Genomic DNA, 23,588 nt, shown 5'->3' with positions numbered 1-23,588 from the left:
CTTATATCTCTGTCCTACAAGCACGCCAGTATGCGTGGTATGCCAAAGCCCTCTATACTCAGCACGAAGATGCTCCGCGGTCACCCTACCCCGGCGATCTTGACGGTTTCAGCCACCTTCTCACTCAAGATTCCTCCCATGCTAAATCCGATAAGAATCGGAGGAGCACCACACTCAGCAATAGCCTCATGAATATCCTCCAAATAATCCTCGAAAGTTATACGAGTCATATCTAGTTGCCTACTTTTATAGTGACTTCTCAAGTTCATGACATAGCATTCCCAACCTTCGTCGATGAAGTGAAGTATATACTTGCTCCACATCCAACTTCCTGTAAAGGCGCATGTATGAAAAGCAAAGGAGGCTTTTGTGTTTATATCAAACTATTCACGCAAAAAAATTTATAAGTTACTATAAATCTTTTTTAAAATATGAAGCAGCTCTTCTTTTTCATGATCAGAAATGTTCAAGTAAAACGCGTCTATCATCTCTTGGGATATCGATTCAAAGATTGGTTGCAAGTCACTGCCCTTTTCACCGACTCCGCACAAAAAAAGAGACCCACAGCAACGGGCCGCAGGTCTAAGGTATATATATTAAAAGGGGGTCGAATTTCATTATAGGCTCCGAACCTTAAAGCGAGATGAAATTCAGATGTCATTTGCGTGACAATTGATTCCTCATTTGTTACATCCTGCACCTATCCTATTTCCACGGCTTACTTCGCTTTGATTGGAATATAAATATCCATCTCCACTAGTTCATGCAGGTTCGCATGACAGCGCTCATCGTAGTATTCGAACTCGGCACTCCCCGCATGCTCGTACCCTGAATGAGGAAACCATTCCGTGAAAATCGTCTGCCACGTACTTTGAATCGAAGCCACAAACTGCTCTTGCTTCACCTTCGGTGTCGTGAATACAGCGTAATTCGCCTCTGGAAACTCGCGACATACCATATTTTCAGGAACGTCCTCGAAGCTCGTTGCCTCCATCCCAATGATGTAAGTCAAATCCCCGCTCTCCAAGTTGAAATCCGCACAAACTCCAATCTCAACGGGCACCCCTGTGTGAACACGGTTCGGAATATGTTGCCCTAACCCTTCTTGCATGTACGTCTGCCAGAACAACGGGATATCTCGGTGATTCTGCCCCTCCTTGCAGGAAGTCTTCAATTCATATCCAATTAGTTTAAAACTAGGTTTCGTTTTCAATGCGTAATCCATACGTATTCCTCCTAAATAGGGATTAAATTTCCGATCCAGCACATTCACTTTGGGATAGTTAGGCGGTCGTATGCCTTGCTTGCGATAGGCAAGCGGCGTACGTTCAAACACCTTTTTGAATGCCCTAGAGAAATTCTCCGGGGACCCAAAGCCATTGTCGAGGGCGATATCGATCAACTTCTGTTCGGTGTGTGCGATTTGAAAAGCGGCTCTCGCTAATCTCCTTTTGCGCACATACTCCATCACCGCGTCGCCTACCATCGTTTGAAAAACCCGATGAAAATGAAAGGCAGAGAAACAGGCGACCTCGGCTAAGCATTCAACAGACAGCGGACCCGACAGATGCTCCTCAATATGATCCAGCGTCCTCTGAATCCGCGTCTCATAATTGGTGTCCATCGTCTGCCCCCTTCAACTTCCTAACCTCAGTTTACGTCATTCGGAACTACGCTTCTTGATATTTCTTGCTCCTTATTTCCAACTTCCTTTGGAAGCAACGGAATACGTCTTGTATTGATTCTTCCCCTTAATTTCAAGAAGATTCAACTGCAGGCCGTAGGCACAACCGCCATCGATCCCGATTTTGTCCGTATCAAACCACACTTCCGCTTTCCCATGAATATCCTTCGTCGTCGTATGTCCAAATACAACAATCTTCTTCACAACTGTTTTCTGTTGCACAAACGGTGCACGAATCCAAATAAAGTCCCGCTCCGGCTGTGTTTTCCAATCTGCATAAGCGGGATTCAGCCMGGCATGGACAAAAATATGCGTGTCATTCTCGTAATAAAGCGGCAGCTCACGTAAAAAGGCCAGATGCTCACTGCAATTCGCCCGAATGCGCTCTTTCGCTGTTTTCAAATCAAAATCCCTAACTCCGCTAAAGCTTTGGAACGTCTGGATGCCCCCATGCTCAAAAAACTTCATTTCCGTCAAGTCATCGGTACCGCCCATCACTTCCAAAAAGCGCTGATCATGATTTCCTTTGAGGGCAATCGCACCCTTCTCACGCACAAGGAACATCACATGCTCCACAGTCTCCCGACTCGCTGGTCCCCGGTCTACATAATCTCCCAGCAAAATAAGCTGGTCCTCGTCCGCATTAAACTTTGCTTTATCTAGTAATTCCTTAAATTCATCCGCACAGCCGTGGATATCGCTGACAGCTAGCAATCGTTTCATAGACGGTTCCCCCCTGATGATGTTCTCTCTTGTCAAACTCCCATGTATATGAAACTTATTTTAGCATATTTCGTCACTTGCGAGCTTCCTTAATTATGGAAATCCTTGTGGAAGCAGGAAAAAGGACGCCCTGAGCGGACGTCCTGCAACTAGAAATTAATTGATAAATTGAACAAATTGTAAGAATCTCTTCAGCATGACCGCGGCTTCCGCTCTAGTCGCTGAAGCTGCCGGGACAAATTCCGTTTCGGTTACGCCGTTTACAATACCAGCGCTTACCGCCTCAGCTACGGCATTTTGGGACCACGTACTCAAGCTCTTACTATCCGTAAATTTGACTAATTGCTTAAGGTCAACAGCAACTGATTTCCCGGCAAATGTCATCGCTCGCGTGATCATGACCGCCATCTGCTCTCTCGTGATTCTTTCATTCGGTCTGAATGTGTTATCTTCAAAGCCCTCAATTAATCCAGCTTTTGCCGATGCGCCTGCCGTCCCCGCAAACCAACTGTTAGCAGGTACATCCGTGAAACGTGTTGATCCCTCTTCTTTTAAGCCAAGTGATCTAACCAGTAGGGCCGCAAATTCGGCACGCGTAACGTGATTGTTAGGTCCAAAAGTCGTTTCCGAAGTACCCTTGATCACTAATTTGGAAGCCAACAATTCGATCTCATTCTTCGCCCAATGTCCTTTTACGTCATCGAAAGTCTTCGAAGATTGAACAACGGTGTAGATACTGTTACCCTGACGTTTGATTGTAACCTCTGCCTTGCCATTTACGGTTGTTACTACCACTGGAACGAAAGACATCTCTCCGGTTTCCGGGTTGAACAATACCGCAGTTAGTTGATTGGCATCTACTGTTTTAACCAACGTAATCGTTCTTGGCACGTACGTATTCCCGAAATTGTCTACCGTTACAGTCTTCCCATTGGCTTCCGCGGTAATCGTGAAATCAACTGCGCCAGAAAGCAGCGTTAATCCAGCTTGTTTCGCCTTAGCGTTAATTAGTTCAGCCGTAGGGCCCGTTACTTTTTCAATCGTGATATTAATTTTCACGTTGCTTTCATCAGTACCAAGCGCTGTCGCTATATTCGCAAGTTCCAACGATTTGGCAGGGAGATCGTAAGTAACCTCATTACTTTTAATGGACAACACTGCATCTGGCGCGTTTTTCAGACCTGCCGATAAGGCGTTAGCATCCATCTGAACTTTAGCAGTCCCTTCCGTGCTATTGACATCAATCGTAATCTTTTGCTTGTTGGATTCATTCAATTTGAGTGCATCAAATGCTTTCCCCAATGTGCCGCCATCTACCGTAACGACCGCAACAATTTTCCCATTAATCGTTTGATTCACTGGGGCGATTGATACTTGTACGCCGCCATCAATGATTGTTGGAGCAGCTGGTGCTGAACCCCCAGAACCTCCAGGTGAATTATCAGTCGATGCTTGAGGTGCAATAAATTGAAGGAAGCTTCCTCTAATTATGTTTCCTTCTGCATTTCTTTGATATGGCAGGGATGCTGTCAAACTTACAAAATTAGCATTTGAAAGGGATACACCTGATCGATTAGCTGAGACTGTACCATTAAACATATAGTTATTGTCTGATTTTAGTTCTGCTGGAAAACTGTCTTTAGAAGCATAATCCTTTTGATAGGATACAAATCCACTTAGGCTAAAGTAGGATGGTTTATCTGCATACGGTTGGAAGTATAAGTTTCCTCTCGCATTGTTAAAGCCAATATTGTTTTCAGCTATAACGCCTGGATTGCTATTATTCGTAAATCCATATGCACCGTTACCAAATGCCATGCTGTTACGGATGATATGGTTGACACGAATGCCTTCACCACCCAGTTTAAAGCCGTTTTTATCACCATCGCCTACACGATTGTTCGTCAAAGTACCATTGTTATAAGCGATACTGTCTTCAATGATCACGGCGCCAATAGCACCTGTACCTGCTTTCGTGTATAAATCCCAACCGTCATCAATATTGTTATGGGCAATGTCACCTCTGAAAATATTGCCTGTGCCCGATGTTAATTTGGCAGCAAAGCCATCCGCATTGTTATTCGAGGGATCCACATTATCAAACGATTCACAATTTAGAATGAGATTGTTGGAAGGCCACAGCGATTTATTGGACTCCGTCACATCTGTGCGGCTTATTTGGAGGCCTGTATCTCCATTGTCATAAAATCTGCTGCTTTCCACGATATTGTTGCTGCCGCCAACTGTAAAGCCTTTGGTATTTGCTGCTGACCGAGTAAAATCAATACCCTTTACTTGCCAGTAATTACCACTCAGCACAACGCCTTCTGATCTTTTGTCAAAATCGATAATAGGCTTGGCACCTGGGGCCGCGACCAAATATTTCATCGCATCCACCCTACCGTCATTGCCTTTCTTGATATCCAGTTTAGCGGTGCGTACATATCGTCCATCCTGCAGGATGATTTTTTGACCTGCCCGGACATAATCAATCGCAGTGTCCAAATCAAGCGGGCTATCGATGGTACCTTTTCCGCTACTAGTCGCTGTTATCGATACATAGATGTCACCGTTATCTACATAAGTTTTCATATCGACCGTATGATTTTTGACGATTTTATTATAGCTAGTCAGATACTGCGTATCGTCTGGCACGAAAGTTGCTGTAAAGTTGGTATACGTATTTGCAGTAACCGTGCTATTTATAGAAACCAGCTTACCCGCTTCCATAACTGCATTTTGTTCGATGACGTTGGGTCCTTGTTTAATCGTAACTTTCCCGTTCACATTGGATAACAAGCCTAAGGTATATGCAGTTACAGAAGTTCGTGTTAGACCTACAAAGTTAACATCGGGCACGACAGGCTGTGGAGATGGTGCTTGCATAGGTGTATCCGTATCCGCAGAGGTAACTTTCAGCTCCATATTGCTTACTACAATCGTTGCAAGTCTAGCCGTATAGAAACCTACATACATCTTAACGCCATCTTGAATTGTCATAATATCCGGTGCATAGATTTCAGCACTTGTCCCGTTATTTAATCTGCCAGTGAATCCGTTGTTCGATTTGATTAACGTGAGCTTATAATTGGTTGCCGTATTGCTTGCCGCAGGTCTAACCGAGCTGAGCATACTGCTTTGAATACCTTTACTGCCTGCCCCATCCGGCGTAGTAACACCTGTTCTAACGAACAATTGTGTACCATTTGGCAAAGTCGTTCCTCCGCTGTAACCACCAATTGCCGCAATGTTGGACGCAAATACCGTAGAATCACCCTGCGTACCGATAGCATCTCTAGCCATAATTCCGAACGATTCTTGACCATCCTGTGGCTCTTTGGCATACGCTTCAACCTTGATATCTGCCGACAATTCAAAGTTATCCTTCCTTGCATCCAACTCCGTGTAGTAGAAAGTTATGCCGTCATGGTCGCCGGTCACTTTACCGCCGCCTTCCAGCGCTTCAAGCTTTACCGAACCATTTGCGTTTACCGTTACTTTATTATTCGTACTCGATGTGGATTGTCCAAAACGAATCGATTTCCACTCATACGTTTTATTCTCAACTACTGTTACTTTAAGGATGGTCTGAGGGATTGCAGCATTATTCGGAACGATAACGATGTCGTACACGCCTGGTGTCGTTTTATCGAAAGCGTTGGTATTAACCGTATACTGAGCATCTGGCAGTTCCTCTAGCTTACTGCTGTAAACCGCCGATACAACCATACCTGCTTTATCAAAATCTTCACCAATCGCATACGTCGTTCTAGGATATATCGTTACTTGGCTGCCAATGATTTCTTGTGGCCAAACAGTAATCGTAAATGGAGCTGTCGGTGTCCCTTTACTAGTAGAGACCTGTAATGTCTTCGTGCCTGCTGTACTCATGTCTGCAGGAGTAATGGCAAATTCGCTTTTCAAAAGCTTCATTTCCGTATTATCACTGTACTTCGCGTACACGACAATGCCGTCTTGAACGAATTTGTCGCCAACAAAATATTCCCGCTTTACTGGCAACTCTCTAACTTCTAGACCTGTCAAATGCGCATTGTTAACCATCACATTTAGCGTGGTATAGGTAGACGAAGTGACGGTGGAACTCACTGTTACCGTTTTAGTGCCAGGTGTTGCAGTTGGTTTGAATGTATATGTTGCATTCGTTACACTTACATCAGCTTCTGGAGAAATAGATAATGCATACTGACTACTTGCCATCTCTACCCAATTACTACCATAATTGTATTGTCCTAACACGGTCAGACCCTGAGGTTCAAAGGCTTCACCAGGGTAATAGTCCGTCTTGGCAGGCTGATATTTAATGTCTATCCCGGTTACGATTAAAGGCTGAAAGGTTAACGGAATAGATGCCGTTTTCCCGTTAAAATTTACAGTAATGAAACTAGGTTCCGCTTTCGTATTATTAAATCCAGAGACAATATAGTCGCTCGTCGACAGCTCTTTCTCAACATTCCCCTCATAGACAGCCGTAACTTTTAATCCTGTTAAATCAAGGCTGTCACTAACGTAATAATCTTTTTTCATGGCGTCAGCATCCACTTTTAGGCTAAGAGGGGCTCTTGTGTCCTTGGTGAAGGTTACATCACGGTAGGTAACCGTTGTGTTCCTGGACGAATAGAGACCTGCGTAAGCAATATCTCCTGTAAAATCATTAATGACCTTCGTTTCGTTACCAATTCTCAACGCATAAGCATTTCCTGATTTTTTGATACTTATCTCATATTCAATCCCTTGGTTGGGTGGAGTAGCGGTATATGTAGCGATTTTTTTCGTAGGATTAGATGTATTATTGAATGTTCCTTGTTTGTAGAAAGCTTCCATTTTTTGATCTAGTGCGCCCAAAGCGATGTAATCACCTGTATATCCCGATTGCGTTTTATTGTCGGTCATAACATTACTGCGCATCATGATACCGAATGAAATTTGGCTATTGGTCGCCCCCCAAGCATCTACAGTCGCTTTAGCCGACAATTCAAAGTTCTCATTGGGATTAATGTCTCTAAAATAATAAGCAATCCCTTCCGATGGGTTGGAGCTACTCGAACCAGTGGCAATTTTCCCCTTGTTGCTATTGACACCTATTGTAACGCTTTTATCCGCCTTTTCACTGATGCTAAAATTGGTCGATGTCGGATCTCCCCCAAGATCACCGAACACTCTTCCCTTCCAGTCACTTTCGCTTGGAATAGAAACCATAGGTAGTGGATCCGCTGCAAGCGCAGTAATCGGAAGCATCGAACACATTAGAATTACTGTCATTAGGAAAGCCAATAAACGTTTTTGTTTTTTCAAGTCACATATCTCCTTTGAATTGGATTGCGAGAAGTGCTGATTCTGTGTCTTTGGGTCTAAGGTGTATGTATCTTGAAGTAGAACTTACGAGGAATATTTTTGTATGCGTTTTCATTTCAAAGTGAAATAATATCGCTCACCACAGCAACTCGGATAGAAGGACGCCGTCAGGCGCCCTTTTCCTCCAAATCTCACGCTCGAGAACGAACCGTCTCTTTCTCTTCTTCCAGATAGCCAGTCTCCATCGACTGCCTTCCCGAGAAGAATACATCCTCCGAACGAGTCACACGCGCAACCGGCGTCGCGGCATGTTTCCCCTTCATCGTAAGCGAATGAACATCGACGCCACGCCCATCTTCCAAACAAAGAGCAGGACCCTGACGCGTTTCGATCCGCACATGATGAAGCTCCAAATCCGCTACATGCTTGCACAGCATGCCGTCGCCAGCCATGATTAACTTCTCGCGCACCATGTCCGGCTCATCTCCCTGCTCCGCAGGATCCGTCGTCATCTCGATGTGTACATGCGATAACTGCACGTCACGAATCGGCATTTCTGGCAGTCCATAGAGGAAGCCAGCAGCAGCACGAGTCCGCTTCGCGGTTACTTGATGTATCCGAATATGTTCAATCACAGGTGTGCATTCCGTTACGGGAACGGCATCTGGACTGCTGATCAATGGGTCGCTTTCGTCAACGCCGTGCCGATAGAACGAGTTAATCGTTATCGGACAGAACACATCTTCCATATAAATATTGCTGACCAAAATATTCTTGATGTACCCACCGCGGGCACGGTTCGTTTTCATCCGTATGCCACGATCAGTCCCTGTGAAAATACAATTGGAAATAACCACATTCCGAATACCGCCAGCCATCTCGCTGCCGAGCACGACACCGCCATGTCCTCTTAACATCGTACAGTTGGTAATTACGATATTCTCGGAAGGCTTGCCCACCCGTCGGCCATCTTCATCGATGCCGGATTTGATGCACAAACAATCATCGCCAACATCGAAGAAGCAATCGGAAATACGTACATTTTGGCAAGAGTCGATATCCAGTCCATCCCCATTAGGCGTATCATTCGGGTTCTTAATCGAAACCCCGTGAAGCTGAACATCCGAGCAATAGACGAGATGTGTATTCCAGAAAGGGGAGTTCTGCAAGGTTATGCCTTCGAGCCTAACGCCTTCACAATCCATCAATTGCAGCAGCGGCGGCCTTAGAAATTGGGAGGCCCACTCCACAATATTGCTCTTCACCGTTTCCAGCAAAGCCCGATTCTTCGCCTTGAGCTCTTGCGTTTTCGCCGAATTCACTGTACCGCCATTGCGAATCTCACGATACACTTGCCACCAAGATCTGCCTTGCCCATCAATGATGCCATCACCTTTGATCGATACCTTCTTCAAGCCTCTCCCATAAATGAGCGGGGAGTACCCGTAGCATTCGTAGCCTGACCAGCGCGTCTGTACGAGGGGGTACTTGTCGAACTCGCTGGTAAACATCAGCTTCGAGCCCGTCTCAAGCTCCAACGTCATGTAACTGCGCAGCTCAATCCTGCCCGTGAGATACGTACCCGCTGGGACGAATACCGTTCCGCCGCCATGTAGCGTGCAGGCTTCAATTGCTGCCGCGATCGCTTGCGTGTTGTCGGTTTCGCCATCACCAACAGCGCCGAACGTCGTTATGTTATATATCGCCATAGGTCGCTCCTTCGGATCCTTACTTGTTCAATGCTTCAACTTCAACGCACGCGATGACAAAAGCTCCCACACCATGCAGATCATTCTCACTCGTTGGACGCGTTACTTAGTTCTCATAGTCACCCGCAGATGTTCCAATACAAATCAGCGGCAAAATAACTCTTCCTTGCTCATCAAATTTTAACGTGCGCAGCAAGCCTTCATACCCTTTCACCGCTGCTGCCGCACATTCATGGTCAACAACCCCAAGATTCACGGCTTTGGCGATCGTGTAGACGAACAGACTTGTACAGGAGCTTTCCAGCCAGTTATCTGGTTGATCGCCTTTGTCGATCACCTGATACCAGAGGCCGCTTTCCGCATCCTGGTAGCGGATCAACGCATGCACGAAGTCGTGCAGCGAGCTGACTAGCGCTGCGCGCCCAGGCTCGTCTGCCCGGCAACTCGTCGAGGAATTGTGAGACGGCTAGGCCGTACCAGCCAAGCGAACGCCCCCAGAATTCCGGCGAGCAGCCGGTTTCGGGGTTCGCCTTTCAATTGTTTTCCAACACGTTGAACATCGACCCTTTGGTCAGAGGTGGCGCTTTCTTACCAGCTAACTGATAACAAACCGAACGAATCAACAATGCCTGTGTGCCAGCGTTCATATCGCCTTCCACTTCGCCGCCCCCGAGATGGACTGCCTTCGGCATGCCGGGGTAGTATTCGCCCTCCTTCACTTGCGCCACGTTAGGCGCTGTTGGCGAGTGGGCTAGTTCACGAGAAAAACCGCCGTCTGCACGAAGCAGGCGCTTCATATTCGATAATGTAATCGCGATGATCTCTTGCAAATCTTCCGCCGGAATAGGTAACTTCATATACGACAGTAAGTGAATCGGATTACGTATATAGCACATATCAACCGCTTCCTCATGCCGTAGGGCATAGAGGATACTTTGGTAAATTCGTTCCTCTCTTGGCAGCGGCACGTTGAAATGGTCATAGAAAATGTGCAGCTTAAACGTGCCTGAAATCCGCACATAATAGGACCCTTCCCCCCATAAACCGGTAAAAGGATCCTGTTCATTGGCGAAGAAATTGAATGCGGTTTGGGCAAACTCAGCTCGGCGGCTCGCTGGCTCTACTTGTTTCACATACACGCTTGAGGTCGAAAGGCGATCACAGCCTCGCCAGCTGTTCGTTAGCTCAACTGACTTCAGCCACGTGAGGTAGTCTTCCGGTGAGGACATATACGATGGTGCTTGCTTGGCCTCGTATGGCAGTGCATGAAGCGGCTGCCCGCCAAGCTTGCGCAACGCATTCAAGCTGTAGGAAATAGCGCGGGCAACCATCACTTCATCTTCACGCATCAGTGGATTATCATCATAGAAGTAGCCTGACGATGCCTCTTGCTTGCTTTGAAAGAAACGGATATACCCGTGCTTCATGTCTGTGGACATGGTGTTTAACCAATCGCAGCGCTCCAAAATGTTCAACGCTTGCGCGGAGGATTCAATGTCTGGAGCGCCGCCCAGCATCCGTCTGGAGCTTGCGGCGTAGTAGAACCCGCCGCTTTCTGCATCCATTTGTCCACTAAGCCACGCTCCAAAACCATCAAACAATTGATCCATCTCGGCAAGTAATTTACTGATCTCCGCACTTTGGTCTTGATTTTGTTTCTTATCTTGTTGATCTTGGCTCTGGTTTTTTAAATCTGTCATGTGCATTTCCCCACTTATGTGTTGTGCCGTCTTTACCATTCACCGACTATCCCTTGATGGATCCAATCATGGCACCCTTAGCAAAATGCTTCTGCAAGAACGGATACACTAATAGAATCGGAAGTGTCGCTACGACGATTACTGCCATTTTGATCGACTGGGCAGGTGGCGGTGCCACGCTGTCCAAGTCCGAGCTTACGTCCATACCGCTGGCAAGGACGACAATTTGGCGAAGCAAAACCTGAATCGGCCATTTAGCACTTTCATTGATATAGAGAATCGCGCTCATATACGTGTTCCAATACGTTACCGCGTAGAACAATGAAATCGTTGCAATCGCTGGCATCGACAACGGCAGCACGATACGGAACAAGATACCGAAGTCGCTGCATCCATCAATTTTTGCCGACTCCTCCAGTCCTTCAGGGATGTTCTGGAAGAAGTTTTTCAAAATAATTAAGTTAAATGCACTGATCGCTGTTGGCAGAATCAACGCCGCATAGGTGTCGATCATGCCAAGCTCCTTCACGACCAGGAACGTCGGAATCAACCCGCCGTGGAACAACATGGTGAATACAACGAGGAACATAATCACTTTACGACCATCCACATCTCTGCGTGCCAAGCCGTAAGCCATCAACGCTGTGATGAACATACTAATCACAGTGCCGATAAGCGTCGTCCCAATCGAGACCGCCATCGCTTTAAATATCGTATTCGTTGAAAATATAAATCGATAAGCCTCGATACTCCAATCCGTCGGAATGAGGACGAATTTCTTCGCCGCCATTTCCGCACTCGTCGTGAAGGAACCTGCCACCACGTGCACGAAGGGGATGATCGTAACCAATCCGATAATGGTTAATAACAAATAGTTGATGATACCGAACGTTCTGCCGGCAATTGTTTTATCTTCTACCACGACTTTCAACCTCCTAGCTGCTTACACTCTACACAAGCCTAGTAAACGCCTTCTTCGCCCATTTTCTTCGCAATCCGATTCACAATCATCACCAGAACAAGTCCAATAAAGGATTTGAACAAACCAATGGCTGCGCTGTAGCTGAATTGCCCTTGTTTCAAACCTGCTGTATATACATAAGTATCAATGATCTCAGCAACTTCTCGGTTCATGGAGTTAAGAAGCAAATACACATGTTCAAAACCGAGCTCGAGAACCGCACCAATTTTCAAAATTAGTAAAACAATAATGACACTTCGGATCGCCGGCAGCGTAATGTGCCACACTTGTCTAAGACGTCCTGCGCCATCCATACGAGCAGCTTCATACAATCCGGGGTCAATGGAGGCAATCGCCGCCAAATAAATGATCGTTCCCCAACCTGCTTCACGCCAAATCACTTGCAGAATATAAATCGGTCTGAACCATTCTGGAGCAAGTAAGAAATTCACCTTTTCAAAGCCGAAATACGTAATCATCTCATTAATAACGCCGCCGTCCATAGTCAGCATAACGAAACTGATGGAGACGATAATGACCCAAGACATAAAGTGAGGCAGGTACACGATTGTTTGAAACACTTTCTTGAAGAGATCCCCTCTAACTTCATTCAGCATGAGCGCCAAGATGATGGGGATTGGGAAATAGAACAAGAGATTCATAACGAACAAGATTAACGTATTGCTCAAAATATTTAAGAAGTCCGGCTCTGTAAACAATCGCTGAAAATGCTCGAGACCGACCCATTCACTCCCTGTAATTCCTTTGAAAGGCTTGTAATTCTGGAAGGAAATGATCAATCCATACATCGGGATGTATTTGAACACGATAAAATACAAAATCCCCGGCATCAACATGACATAAATCCATTTATTTTTCAAAAGACGCCTGCTCAGTTCACTGCTCGACTTCCTTGCGACAACACTTTGCGAAACATTCACTTCTTGCATAGGACTTCTTCCTTTCCTTAAAAGGAGAAGACTGCCGCGGTGCAAGCAGCCCTCTCGCCTTGACTAGTCAGACACTGTGTTGCTGAATTACTTTTTAAGTGCGTTGTATTCTTCGATGATTTTGCTGCCGCCACGACTTTTCCAATCTTCAATCGCTTTATCAAATCCAGCTTTATCCAGTGTTCCGTAAATGTATTTGTTCGTTGCATCCGTGATAACAGCTTGCAATTGAACACCTTTTTCAAGGTTTGTTTTGGAATCTAGCGCTGCAACTGGATCTTGAACAGCGAACTTCAGGTTCGCGATTTTCAATTCATCTGCTTTACCTTGTGCTGGGATCGTTGGAATACCCAAGAATCGGCCAGACGTATCTTCATCACCAATCGCTGCATCTGTGAATGGTTTTACTTCGCGTGTCCATTTTTCTTCATCCAGCTTCTTCGCTTTGTTATCGGTTACGCTGTAGTTCACATCTTTAATGCCCCAGTTCGCCATGTTCGCTACTTCTGGTGTCATCATTTTGTCGAAGTAAGCTAATACTTTACGAAGATCTGCTTCTGTTTTGTTCGCGGATTTCGGGAACAGCACGACATTTGCATAGCCAGGCAGTGCCCATGCTGCGAATTTGCCGTCAGGTCCAGCTACCATACTGTGCACATCGACTACGGCTGTCGGTACGTTTTTGACCAAGTCTTTGTTCAACGTGGAAACGTCCGTCATCGCTCCGATGTACATACCTGCTGTTCCGCTTGTGAACAGTTTTTGTTGATCTGTTTTACTTGTAGCAGCGAAATCTTTGTTGATGTAGCCGCCATCACGCATTTTTTTGAAATAATCCATCGTCGCTACATATTGTGGGAACATGAATTCCGGAGCTAGCTTGCCATCTTTAGTTCCCCAGTTATTCGGCGTGCCCTGCCAAGCAGCAACGGTTTTGAATGCGCCATAGATCAGATCGTTACGATCGGTTAGACCGATGGTGTCTTTTTTACCATTTCCGTCAGGATCGTTTTCCGTAAACGCTTTCGCCATAGCGAACAATTCATCTAGATTAGCAGGAGCTTTCAAACCCAACTTGTCTGCCCAGTCCTTACGGTAGATAAGACCTTGACGAGCAATGTCTACGCCGCGGTACAAGGTATACAATTTGCCATCCACTTTCGTATTGTCATTCGTTGTGGATTTCAATTTGCTAAGGTTAGGGAAGTCTTTCAATAGCGGCCCGATCTCCCAGAATTGACCATCACGGATCGCGGATTTCATTTGAATGAAGGTTGCTTGGTTTTTCAAATACGTTACTTGTGGCAGTGCTCCTGTTGCAAACGTCGTATTCAACTTCTCCTCATACGTGTCTGCTGGGAAGAATTGATACGTCAGCTTCGTGTTCGTCAGCTTCTCTAGTTCTTTTATAATGGTATCTGGTGGCGTTTGTGCCGTATTGAGTGGTGCCATGATGGTAATCGCTGTCGGTGTATTGTCTGTCGGCTTCGGTGCTGTTGTTGTCGTTGCTGCCGTTGTTGATGCTGCAGTTGTTGATGCAGGCGTTTCTTTATCTCCGCATGCTGCCAAAGCAAAGCTGGAAACGAGTAGTACGCTTAGTGGTATCGTAACTAAATTTCTCTTCATATCGGTTTGACCTCCGTGAAAATGTGGTGTGCTACAACTCACACATTACACGGTTCGTGGTGGGTGCCGAAACAATCATTTGCTCATATAACCCACGTCTGACGCGGGATGTGAGATGATGATTATCGGGAGGGAAGATGATTATTGAGGAGGCCATTAAGGCCGCGGGGTTGAGTCTTTTGGCCTAAACGGACAAAAGAAAAAGCCTACCGATTGGTAGACTCGTTATGATATATTTATTAAGTACAATCTCAACTTGTGTGCGGCTCCCTCCGGAAAGGAGGTTGATGCCATGGAAACTTTCCAAACGATAATCGTTATGCTCGCGTTCGGTACGTTTATACTGGCGCTTCTAACATATATCGAAAAACGAAAGTAACCCACTCAGGCTGACTACCTAACCAGTGGGTTACACCTTGCTTATACCTTGGAGGTTGCCCACCAGATTATTGTGCAGGAGACGTGTTGGTAGCACGTCTCTTTTCTATTTATAATCTTATCACGCCTGTTTTATACTAGCAACTTAACTTGTTGCTCTTGACCACTTATCTCAACCAGATTTAGGTGTTTAACTGGAAAACCTCCATCTAAATCCACCGAAACGCGCCCAATTTCTGATTTAGATGGATTTCCTCCATCTAATTTTAAGCCAAATTACTCTTATGGCCAATAGTAGCTCAAATTAACTACCTATTTTCCATCTAATCGCATTTTCCAACGAAATCCGCCAAAATTAGCTGTAGGAAATCCAGTTATTAGCACGATGTCCCAGAGTTTGCAGGTGCGAGACCCAACTACCCCTTTTTCGCAAATGCCTCATTATACTCCGTTATCATCTGATTCCCGCCGCCGCGCTTCCAACGCTCAATTTCTTGTTGAAAAGCCGCTTTATCCAGCTTGCCCAGGATATAATTGTACGTCGCATCGGAGATGATTTTGTACAACTCGACGCCACGTTCGTCGTAGGTCTTCGACTCCATGCCTAATGTCGGATCCTTGACGACATATTTCTCATTATCCAAGCTAAGCGTATCGGCCAGCTGGGACAAAGATTCACTTTCCACAACGGGAATGACGTTCGGGTTGTTCAGATCGGCGATCATCAGCGCATACAACGCGTTGACTTCATTGACACGAATCTTCGACGTCTCTTCGGAGAGCTGGATTTGCCCATTTTTAACCGTATAATGCCGTCCCTCTAGGCCGTACTTCATGAGATTGGCGACATCTTTATCCATCGTCCGATCAAAAAACTGCAGCATCTGCTTCAGTTCCGCCTCGGTTCTTATAGCCTTTTTCGAAAAGAGATATAACGCACTATAGTTCGGAATGGACCAAATATGAAACCCTTGCGGCCCTTCAATATGATTCACCAACGTCAGTCTTGCCTCCGGATTCACTAACTGCGCCTCATCGGAAAGACGCTGCACATCCTGCATACTGCCAATGTACACGCCAGCCGTGCCGCGAATCAGCTTATCTCGCTGTACTTCCTTACTCGTTACGGCAAAATCCGAATTAATCAGCTTCTCATCATAGAGCTTCTTCATGAAATTCATTGCATCGACGTAAGACTGCGTTTCAAACTCCGGTACAAGCTTACCTCCGGAAACACCCCAATTATTCGGTGTCCCAAAATAGGAACTGAGCGTCTTAAAGGAACCGAACACCAAATCATTGCGGTCCGTTAATCCGATCGTATCGTTCTTCCCGTCGCGATCAGGATCGCCATATGTGAACGCTTTTAAAACCTCATAAAGCTCATTTAAATTCGTTGGCTTTTTCAGCTTAAGATTATTCAGCCAATCCTCACGAATAATAATGCCTTGCCGAGAGGACGGGCGCTCGGTATATAAGCCATAGATTTTGCCATCGACAGCCGCTTGTCCCAAAATCTCTTTATTCAGCTTTTTTAAATTCGGATACGCATCCAAATACGGCCCAATATCCCAGAATGCGCCGGAACGGATCGAATTTTTCATCAGCATGTAATCCGTATATTTCACGTAGGTTGCCTTTTTCAACGAGTTCGTCGTAAGGGCCGTATTCATTTTATCCGTGTAGATGCCATCCGGAACCCAATTCAATTCCAGCTTCGTTTGCGTCTTATTCTCAATCGCTTGGACAAGCTCAGGTATGGGCGGATGCGGAAAATGAAGAGGTGCCATAATAGAAATAACAGGCCCTGCGCCTTTATCATTTTCTGCTTTTGGCGTGTTGTCGMTCTGACAGGCACTGATCAACATGATGACAATAAGAACGATACTCATTCGTCCTGTCCACTTAAACCGCTGGCCAACTATTCCACTTCTCATGCTAACTCCTCCTTGCAACAGCTGTGTTTTGGGCGGTAAATATGAGATAATGATTATCCCATGGGCAGATGATTATTGATCTGAACCGCACTCTTGACTACAATACATAGATAGTCTGACGAATGATTCTTTGAACAGATAAGGTGTTGGATGCGATGCGCTCTTTAAGTTTTCTTAGCAAAATGACGATATTCAGCTTCTTGCTTAGTACGCTGCCTGTGATCTTTATCGGCGCTTTCGCCTTCTTTACGTCCTCAAGTGAAATCCAAAAAAATGTAAACGAAGGGAAAATGCAGTTAATCACCCAAATTAACTCCAATGTAGAGCAGAAATTAACCACTGTCAACCATACACTAAATCAGGTCATCAATTCCACTGTTCTCAAAAAAGCCATGGATATGCCGCTGACTGTAACCGATTTCATGATGTACGACGATCTGCGAAGCGAGATTCGGTATATGCAATCTTTTGACACGAGGCTGGAAGATGTTCTCCTGATTAATGCGAAACAGAATTGGATGATCAAAAATTCAGGGCTCTACCGTTTCGACAACTATCCGTTTGCTGATAAATTGATATCCCTGATGAACACGCAAGACAATAGCACGTGGATCCTGAATCCATCCGAGTGGTTTTACACCGAAGAAAATGCGCGAAGCGTGACCTGTGAATATAGTATTTCGCTAGTTAAAAAGCTGCCGACCACAGGACTCGATAAATTCGGCCTCGCTTTAGCTAATATCCCTGCCTGCTCCCTGAAGGATATGATTCAAAGTGATAGCGATCATCCCGATGACATTGTCATCATGGACGAGCACCAGCGAATTGTGATGGATCGGGATCCAGGTCTCATCGGAAAATCAATCGCAGCTGCCGGTCTGACCGACCTGACACACCTTGATGAAGATGAGAGCGGACAGTTCCGCGCCAACATTCACGATAAGCCTTATTCCGTTACGTATTTGCGTTCGAACCTGAACAATTGGACCTACTTATCCTTGACTTCGATTGACAGCTTGACCAAGGAATCAAGCAAAATCGGAACCTATACGATTTATATTTGCGTCCTGATGCTGCTTCTTGCTTTGCTGCTCGCATGGCTCGTTTCGCGTAAAATGTACTCTCCGATCCAGCTTCTTTTGAATCAAATCGGAGGCTTGGTGAGTGGGAATCAGAAGCGCAAAGCGAATGAATTTCAGATGATCAGCGAGCATGTGCATACGTTGTTTCAATCGAAATCGCAGCTCGAAAAAGAAGTCCATCAGCATATCGGCCAGGTACGGACCTTCTTCCTGATCAAAGCTTTTCAGGGGCATATTAAACCGACTGAGCTGCTAGAGAAACTTGCCCAATTCGGTTACACCGACCATATTGCTGCTTGGAAAACGATGTCCGTCATCACCATCCAAATCGACGCCATCGATCACACTCGCTATGAGAAAAAGGACATGGAGCTGCTGCTCTTCGCCGTGCACAACATGATGGAAGAGCTTATCCCTTCGGAGCAGCGCTTAGCGCCGATCCTAATTGACCAGACCATTGTGACCATGATTGGCAGCTCGGACAGCGTCGACAGCGACTTCCGTACGAAGGTGTACAGCCTAACCGAGCAGGTTCAACAGCATATTTATAATTTCCTGAAGCTGCACATTTCGATCGGGATTTCCTTGCCGATTCATGCGTTTACCCAGATGTCGCTAGCCTATAAAGAAGGGCTCGAGGCTTTGAAGCATCGCATCAAGCTCGGCGAGGGCATTATTATCCAGTATGAGAACATCAACTCAGGGAAGCATTACTTGAATTTGAACTATCCCAAGCCTATTGAGAATGAACTGATCGACAGCATTAAGCTAGCCGAAAAGGATAAATCCCGCGAGCTGTTGAAGCAGCTGCTGCATGCTGTTTTCGCGGCGCAGCTCACCCCGCAGGAGTATCAAATTCCGCTAGCGCGGCTGCTCAACAACCTGCTGATGATGATGCAGGAATCCGGCATCGCCTTGAATCAAATTCATCCGAACAAAGGCTCTTTGTTCGAGGAAGTGCTCGGCCTGCACACGACCGCCGAGATCGAGGACTGGTTCTGGACCGAGGTCATCCATCCGCTGATCCGTATTTACCGCGACAGACAGGATGCGCAGTACCACAACATTTCCGAGAAAATTATCGATCTCGTGCAGCACTATTACGACACGGATCTGACACTCGAGGAGTGCGCTTCTCGCTTGCATTACAATGCCAATTATTTGAGCAGCATTTTCCGCAAAGAGACGAACTGCTCCTTCAGCGATTATTTATCGAACTACCGTTTCAATATGGCGAAAAAATGGCTCTCCGAGACCGATATGCCGATCAAGGATATCTCCTCGAAGCTGCGCTACAACAACTCGCAGAATTTCATCCGCTCCTTCCGCAAGCAGGAAGGGCTCACGCCCGGTCAGTATCGGGATAAGCAGAGGGAGGGCTTGCCGCCTAGTACTTAGGGGGAAGAGCTGAGACACCCTCCACCGCTGGAAAAGCAAACAGCCTGCGAAAATGCAAACAGCCTGCGAAGACACCACATGATTGTTGGTGGTTTCGCAGGCTATTGTTCGCCTTGCGGGATGTAGGACAGCCTCGAGGAGGCTTGTCCACATGATCTCCGTTTCTACGCGGTTAAGCGGAAACGACTTGGCTCGAATCGACCGCTGCTTTAAGCGCGGCACGGTTGTCCCACAGGAAGGAGAGCACCTGATTACGCTCATCGAAGAAAAACTCTTCTGCATCCTCATAATCTTTCCCGACGCCATGCACACTGAATCGTTCGTCTTCATAACTCATTAAGGTCCATTGACCTCCACGTTTTTTATCAGCAAAAACAAGGTAAAGCTTCTTCCCTGCTGCGTCCCACTCTGCGAAGTTTGAAAAGTTGTCCAAAATCAAGCTGATGTCCTGTTTATTCTTAATTTGCATGATCTTATCTCCTTTTCGCTTTTTTTAAAATCGTACCCGAGTTTCCGTGAGAAGTTTGTCACACTTTAGGGACGAATTGTAGGAATTTTTGTCGACGGGGATGAATGGGTCTGTGGGAATCGCTGCGTAAGGTGGCTTGGGACTAGCAGTGGCGCTATTTAGCTGGAAAAACTACAGCTAATTTCAGCGGATTCACTGAGAATCTGCGATTAGATGGATTTCCTACAGCTAATTTTCGGCTTTTCGGCGTAGAGGCGGAAAAGAGAGGAAAATAACTGTAGGAAATCCAGTTAAACGTCCCAAGACGTGGATTTCCCACGAATTAGCGGGAGGAAATCCAGTTATTTCTCAAAAAGKGGGCAAAGCGTATCATTGAGCCGCTGAGCTCCCTCAATTTCGATTTTAGCTAGTTGGAAGTGCGCTCGATTAAAGTTGGGGGGAGTTGGAGCCGCGGAGCCCCAAAGAAACAAAAAGCGAATCCCGAAGGATTCGCTCTCCATACAACACGCAACACACAACCTACAGCCCCGCCGCGGCATACACCTTGTCGAAGCCAGCTTTGGACCGCTCGACCAGGCTCTCCGGAGAATCTGTCGGCGCTTCGGCCGTCAGGATCTCCTGCGCCACGGCGCCGGTGTAGCCAATACGCTTCAGGCCTTGCAGGAAGCCTGCCAAATCAATAACACCTTCGCCCGGATACACACGTCCGTTGTCGAGCACTTCCTCAACCGGCACATCCGGTGCATCGTTGATGTGCACATGCACGATCTGATCGACGCGGAGCTTCTCGATATCCGCGACAGTCCCACCGTTCGTGTACCAGTGGTACGAATCGAACAGTAAACCCACGTTGCGCTCACCGATCGCATCGATCCAATCCAACGTTTCATCGATGGTCCAGATGAACGGGTTCTGCCACCGTGTCCGCAGATGATGCGGACCGACGAACTCCAGCCCTAGGCGAATGCCGTAGGCGCCTAGGATTTGGGCGCACGTGCGCAATCTGCGCGTCGCGAGCGCCATGAAGTGCGCTGCCCCGAGGTCTGTCGAGGGCAGCACATACGTGCAGCAGCTCGTGCAGCCGAGCGCTGCTGCCGCTTCCGCGGCTTGGGCTAGCTTCGGCAGCCCCTCGCGGAACACCTCTTCCGTGGAACGCCATTCCACGGGCAAACCAATGGACCCGACAACGAGTCCATTCTTCTCTAATAACTCACGAGCACCAGCTGCGGTGTGAGCTTCTACAAGGCTCAAAGCGTCGATGTCGACCGCTTGGAAGCCATATTTTGCCGCTAACTCGATGAACTGCTCGTTGCTCTCGATCTTGCCAAGCCCTGCTCTCGTTAACCCTCTAAGCATCGGATAATCCCTCCAAATGGTTGCTGCAATACGCTTTCTTAGTCTGTTCTCCACGCTGTCCGTTCTATATTCACTCTGTTCCGCTTACTTCGCTCTATCCGCGACTACTCCCAGTTCAATTTCACTTCACTACCTGTACGCGAAGATTCATAGATTGCATCGAGAATCAAATTGTTCGTATAACCGGAAAGTGCCGATGTAATCGGCTGTTTGCCTTCACGAATACAATCTAGGAAATGTAGGCTAAGACGTAGGCGCTCGCCTTCATCATTCTCAGGCTTTTTCAATTCAGTCTCGATTGCACGGTTGAATTTCTCTGTCAGCAATTTACCCGTAGGTCCCTTGTAGCTAGCTCCGCCATCCGCGCCCATGAGGTGTACGAAAGGCGTGTTGTCTGTGTCCATATGAACCGCCCAGCTCACTTCAAGCGTCAGCGTGCTGCCATCTTCCATACGAATCAGCGCAGTTGCCAAATCCTCTACATCATAGGTACCGTTCCAATTCGGTTTGCCCCATGTGCCAATCCCTTTGCGGCGCGGCCCGAATTCCGCATACGTTGCACCTACAACAGAAACTGGTTTCGGATTCCCCATCAAATAAAGAGCAAGATCCAGCATATGAACGCCGATATCGATCAACGGACCGCCACCGGACTCATCCATTTTCGTAAACCAAGTTCCCCAGCCTGGAATACCTTTGCGACGGAACCAGCCTGTTTTGGCTGTATAAATTTTGCCTAATTCGCCTGCTTCAACCTGCTCTTTGATTTGCATAGGAACGGATTCCCAGCGCATTTGGTGACCGATCATCACAATCGTATTCGACGCTTTACTTGCTTCATATATTTGTTTAGCCGCTTCGGCGTTAATGCCCATAGGCTTCTCGATAAGTACATGTTTACCCGCTTCAATCGCTTGTACAGCAAGGGAAGCATGGTATTGATTCGGCACCCCAATAATGACGGCGTCGACGTTCGAGCTTTGGATTAATTCCTCCGGTGTGGCAGCCACATGAGCAATGCCATGCTCTTGCGCTCTCGCTGCAGCCAAAGGCAAGTACGCATCTGTAATCGCCGTAATTTCACAGAGTTCCGCCAGCTTTGAAAACTCCCGAATATGAACCCCGCCAATATTGCCTGCACCAATAATTCCAATTCTAATTTTGTTAACGCTTTCCACGATTCGTTCCTCCTCATAAGTACACGCTGTTGACCCTGCTTTTATGATAAAATAAGATCACTAAGAAGTCGTACCGTATATTCGGAAAACGTCCCATTTTTTCGAAGGAGCCCTGACTGATCATGACGTATTTTCCAGATTATCTGAAAACGTACCCAAATATGCACTCCCCCTTCCCATTTCACCTTAGTAGAAATACATTGGAACATGGCTTTCGCGCGCACCGCCATGATTACCTGGAGTTCTCTTATGTGGTTGAAGGACGTGGCGCTGAATCCATAAATGATGTGAAACATACGATGGCGCCTGGCACTTTCACGTTTGTACTGCCCTATCAGGTGCATGAGATTTTTACGGATCCGGGTCAAAAGCTAGTTCTCTTCAACGGCATGTTCAGTATGGATCTGCTCATGGAACCAGGGAACGATCAAGGTCTCTCTGATCTGTTTAATGATGCGAATGGATTTCCAGCTTATGTACAGTTCGAAGGGGCTGAGCAAGAGATGATGTCGGCTCTCATCGAAGAGATGGTGAAAGAGTATCACGGTGACGAACGTTACAGGCAGACCCTGCTGAAGGCCAAATTGAAGGAAATACTGATCCGCTTCGATCGGCATCGCTTCCAGCACGCAGGCCAGGAGGAAGAAGCTGCAACGTTGGCCAAATCCCCATCAAGGTCCAGCCACGCCGTGTGGCCGATTATTCATTATATCCATCGGAATTATCAAGAAGATTTGGCACTGTCCGATCTGGCAGCTCGCTTCACGATGAGCGTGTCACGCATCAGCGAAGTGATTAAGCAAACGACAGGCCAAACCTTCGTCCACTTCCTGCACGATCTGCGCTTGCGTCATGCCTGCAGCTTGCTGGTCTCCACCGACATGAGTGTCACGGAGATCGCATTGGAAGTTGGCTATGGCTCCTACAAAACCTTTTCGCGGATATTCCGAGAGAGTAAGGGCATTGTGCCGAAGGAGTACAGGCGGGTTGAGCATGGGCGTGCGGTGACGTAAAAAGGACTGGTCTGATGTACCCTATCGTGATGATCCTTCCTACCATTGCGTATGTAGAAAGCTGCCGCGAGGCAGCTCTTTTGCCGTTCTACTGAACTGCGCTACAACCCT

The 23,588-nt window shown here is 46.8% G+C and carries 17 protein-coding genes and 1 pseudogene; 3 read left to right on the top strand and 15 right to left on the bottom strand.

Translation table 11 applies throughout. The features are described 5' to 3' along the window. Positions 1-80: 80 nt before the first annotated feature. From AC1DLM_RS25945 to AC1DLM_RS25895, 11 genes and pseudogenes are all read right to left on the bottom strand, one after another. Positions 81-323: an alpha/beta hydrolase gene (locus AC1DLM_RS25945; protein ID WP_477571591.1), complete on the bottom strand. Its 243-nt coding sequence runs from the start codon at positions 321-323 to the stop codon at positions 81-83. A 395-nt stretch (positions 324-718) separates the two neighbouring features. Then, the gene (locus tag AC1DLM_RS25940; RefSeq protein WP_441992452.1) at positions 719-1,624 is read right to left on the bottom strand and encodes a GyrI-like domain-containing protein; all 906 of its coding nucleotides are present in this window, start codon (positions 1,622-1,624) and stop codon (positions 719-721) included. A gap of 72 nt (positions 1,625-1,696) precedes the next feature. After that, a complete protein-coding gene (locus AC1DLM_RS25935; RefSeq protein WP_477571590.1) occupies positions 1,697-2,407 on the bottom strand; it encodes a metallophosphoesterase family protein in 711 nt (236 codons plus the stop codon). Between the two features lie 156 nt (positions 2,408-2,563). Then, positions 2,564-7,720 carry an S-layer homology domain-containing protein gene (locus AC1DLM_RS25930; RefSeq protein WP_477571589.1) on the bottom strand — a complete coding sequence of 1,719 codons (5,157 nt, stop codon included), beginning with the start codon at positions 7,718-7,720 and terminating at the stop codon, positions 2,564-2,566. Between the two features lie 191 nt (positions 7,721-7,911). Beyond that, positions 7,912-9,429 (bottom strand): glycoside hydrolase family 28 protein, encoded by a 1,518-nt coding sequence (locus AC1DLM_RS25925; protein WP_477571588.1) that lies wholly within the window; start codon positions 9,427-9,429, stop codon positions 7,912-7,914. 106 nt (positions 9,430-9,535) lie between these two features. Next, the gene (locus AC1DLM_RS25920; protein WP_477571587.1) at positions 9,536-9,817 is read right to left on the bottom strand and encodes a glycoside hydrolase family 88 protein; all 282 of its coding nucleotides are present in this window, start codon (positions 9,815-9,817) and stop codon (positions 9,536-9,538) included. Continuing rightward, positions 9,738-9,920, bottom strand: a pseudogene (locus AC1DLM_RS25915) (glycoside hydrolase 105 family protein); the annotation flags it as partial. The gene AC1DLM_RS25920 and the pseudogene AC1DLM_RS25915, both read right to left, overlap by 80 nt. Positions 9,921-9,962: 42 nt before the next feature. Continuing rightward, on the bottom strand, positions 9,963-11,039 hold the full coding sequence (locus tag AC1DLM_RS25910) for a hypothetical protein (protein WP_477571596.1): 1,077 nt from the start codon (positions 11,037-11,039) through the stop codon (positions 9,963-9,965). 136 nt (positions 11,040-11,175) lie between these two features. Further along, positions 11,176-12,051 (bottom strand): carbohydrate ABC transporter permease, encoded by an 876-nt coding sequence (locus AC1DLM_RS25905; RefSeq protein ID WP_477571586.1) that lies wholly within the window; start codon positions 12,049-12,051, stop codon positions 11,176-11,178. A gap of 38 nt (positions 12,052-12,089) precedes the next feature. Further along, positions 12,090-13,040 carry an ABC transporter permease gene (locus tag AC1DLM_RS25900; protein ID WP_477571585.1) on the bottom strand — a complete coding sequence of 317 codons (951 nt, stop codon included), beginning with the start codon at positions 13,038-13,040 and terminating at the stop codon, positions 12,090-12,092. Between the two features lie 87 nt (positions 13,041-13,127). After that, entirely contained in the window at positions 13,128-14,666 is a 1,539-nt protein-coding gene (locus AC1DLM_RS25895; protein WP_477571584.1) for an extracellular solute-binding protein, read from the bottom strand. Positions 14,667-14,958: 292 nt separating this feature from the next. Between AC1DLM_RS25895 and AC1DLM_RS25890 the strand changes: the two genes are divergently transcribed. Beyond that, positions 14,959-15,045, top strand: a complete 87-nt coding sequence (locus tag AC1DLM_RS25890; protein ID WP_081787580.1) for a putative holin-like toxin — start codon at positions 14,959-14,961, stop codon at positions 15,043-15,045. 415 nt (positions 15,046-15,460) lie between these two features. Here AC1DLM_RS25890 and AC1DLM_RS25885 read toward each other — a convergent pair whose 3' ends face one another. After that, a complete protein-coding gene (locus tag AC1DLM_RS25885; RefSeq protein WP_477571583.1) occupies positions 15,461-16,981 on the bottom strand; it encodes an extracellular solute-binding protein in 1,521 nt (506 codons plus the stop codon). Positions 16,982-17,136: 155 nt separating this feature from the next. Here AC1DLM_RS25885 and AC1DLM_RS25880 point away from each other — a divergent pair, with 155 nt between their 5' ends. Continuing rightward, the gene (locus AC1DLM_RS25880) at positions 17,137-19,461 is read left to right on the top strand and encodes a helix-turn-helix domain-containing protein (RefSeq protein WP_477571582.1); all 2,325 of its coding nucleotides are present in this window, start codon (positions 17,137-17,139) and stop codon (positions 19,459-19,461) included. 172 nt (positions 19,462-19,633) lie between these two features. On the opposite strand, the gene AC1DLM_RS25875 is transcribed toward AC1DLM_RS25880, so the two are convergent. From AC1DLM_RS25875 to AC1DLM_RS25865, 3 genes are all read right to left on the bottom strand, one after another. Next, positions 19,634-19,930 carry a hypothetical protein gene (locus AC1DLM_RS25875; protein ID WP_477571581.1) on the bottom strand — a complete coding sequence of 99 codons (297 nt, stop codon included), beginning with the start codon at positions 19,928-19,930 and terminating at the stop codon, positions 19,634-19,636. A 519-nt stretch (positions 19,931-20,449) separates the two neighbouring features. Then, on the bottom strand, positions 20,450-21,286 hold the full coding sequence (locus AC1DLM_RS25870; RefSeq protein WP_441991450.1) for a sugar phosphate isomerase/epimerase family protein: 837 nt from the start codon (positions 21,284-21,286) through the stop codon (positions 20,450-20,452). A 104-nt stretch (positions 21,287-21,390) separates the two neighbouring features. Further along, on the bottom strand, positions 21,391-22,464 hold the full coding sequence (locus AC1DLM_RS25865) for a Gfo/Idh/MocA family protein (protein WP_441991451.1): 1,074 nt from the start codon (positions 22,462-22,464) through the stop codon (positions 21,391-21,393). Between the two features lie 122 nt (positions 22,465-22,586). Between AC1DLM_RS25865 and AC1DLM_RS25860 the strand changes: the two genes are divergently transcribed. Beyond that, complete coding sequence (locus tag AC1DLM_RS25860; protein ID WP_477571580.1) at positions 22,587-23,477, top strand: helix-turn-helix domain-containing protein; 891 nt, start codon at positions 22,587-22,589, stop codon at positions 23,475-23,477. The last annotated feature ends 111 nt before the right edge of the window (positions 23,478-23,588 follow it).

The sequence above is a fragment of the Paenibacillus sp. 01T442 genome (genome assembly GCF_056398345.1).
The sequence above is the reverse complement of the archived record's forward strand: the minus strand, read 5'-3'. Positions and strand labels throughout refer to the sequence as shown.

Excerpts from the sequence above, each read along its gene's own strand:
- AC1DLM_RS25945 (WP_477571591.1), bottom strand. The coding sequence starts at position 323 with ATGTGGAGCAAGTATATACTTCACTTCATCGACGAAGGTTGGGAATGC.
- AC1DLM_RS25940 (WP_441992452.1), bottom strand. The coding sequence starts at position 1,624 with ATGGACACCAATTATGAGACGCGGATTCAGAGGACGCTGGATCATATT.
- AC1DLM_RS25925 (WP_477571588.1), bottom strand. The coding sequence starts at position 9,429 with ATGGCGATATATAACATAACGACGTTCGGCGCTGTTGGTGATGGCGAA.
- AC1DLM_RS25910 (WP_477571596.1), bottom strand. The coding sequence starts at position 11,039 with ATGGATCAATTGTTTGATGGTTTTGGAGCGTGGCTTAGTGGACAAATG.
- AC1DLM_RS25900 (WP_477571585.1), bottom strand. The coding sequence starts at position 13,040 with ATGCAAGAAGTGAATGTTTCGCAAAGTGTTGTCGCAAGGAAGTCGAGC.
- AC1DLM_RS25895 (WP_477571584.1), bottom strand. The coding sequence starts at position 14,666 with ATGAAGAGAAATTTAGTTACGATACCACTAAGCGTACTACTCGTTTCC.
- AC1DLM_RS25890 (WP_081787580.1), top strand. The coding sequence starts at position 14,959 with ATGGAAACTTTCCAAACGATAATCGTTATGCTCGCGTTCGGTACGTTT.
- AC1DLM_RS25880 (WP_477571582.1), top strand. The coding sequence starts at position 17,137 with ATGCGCTCTTTAAGTTTTCTTAGCAAAATGACGATATTCAGCTTCTTG.
- AC1DLM_RS25875 (WP_477571581.1), bottom strand. The coding sequence starts at position 19,930 with ATGCAAATTAAGAATAAACAGGACATCAGCTTGATTTTGGACAACTTT.
- AC1DLM_RS25870 (WP_441991450.1), bottom strand. The coding sequence starts at position 21,286 with ATGCTTAGAGGGTTAACGAGAGCAGGGCTTGGCAAGATCGAGAGCAAC.
- AC1DLM_RS25860 (WP_477571580.1), top strand. The coding sequence starts at position 22,587 with ATGACGTATTTTCCAGATTATCTGAAAACGTACCCAAATATGCACTCC.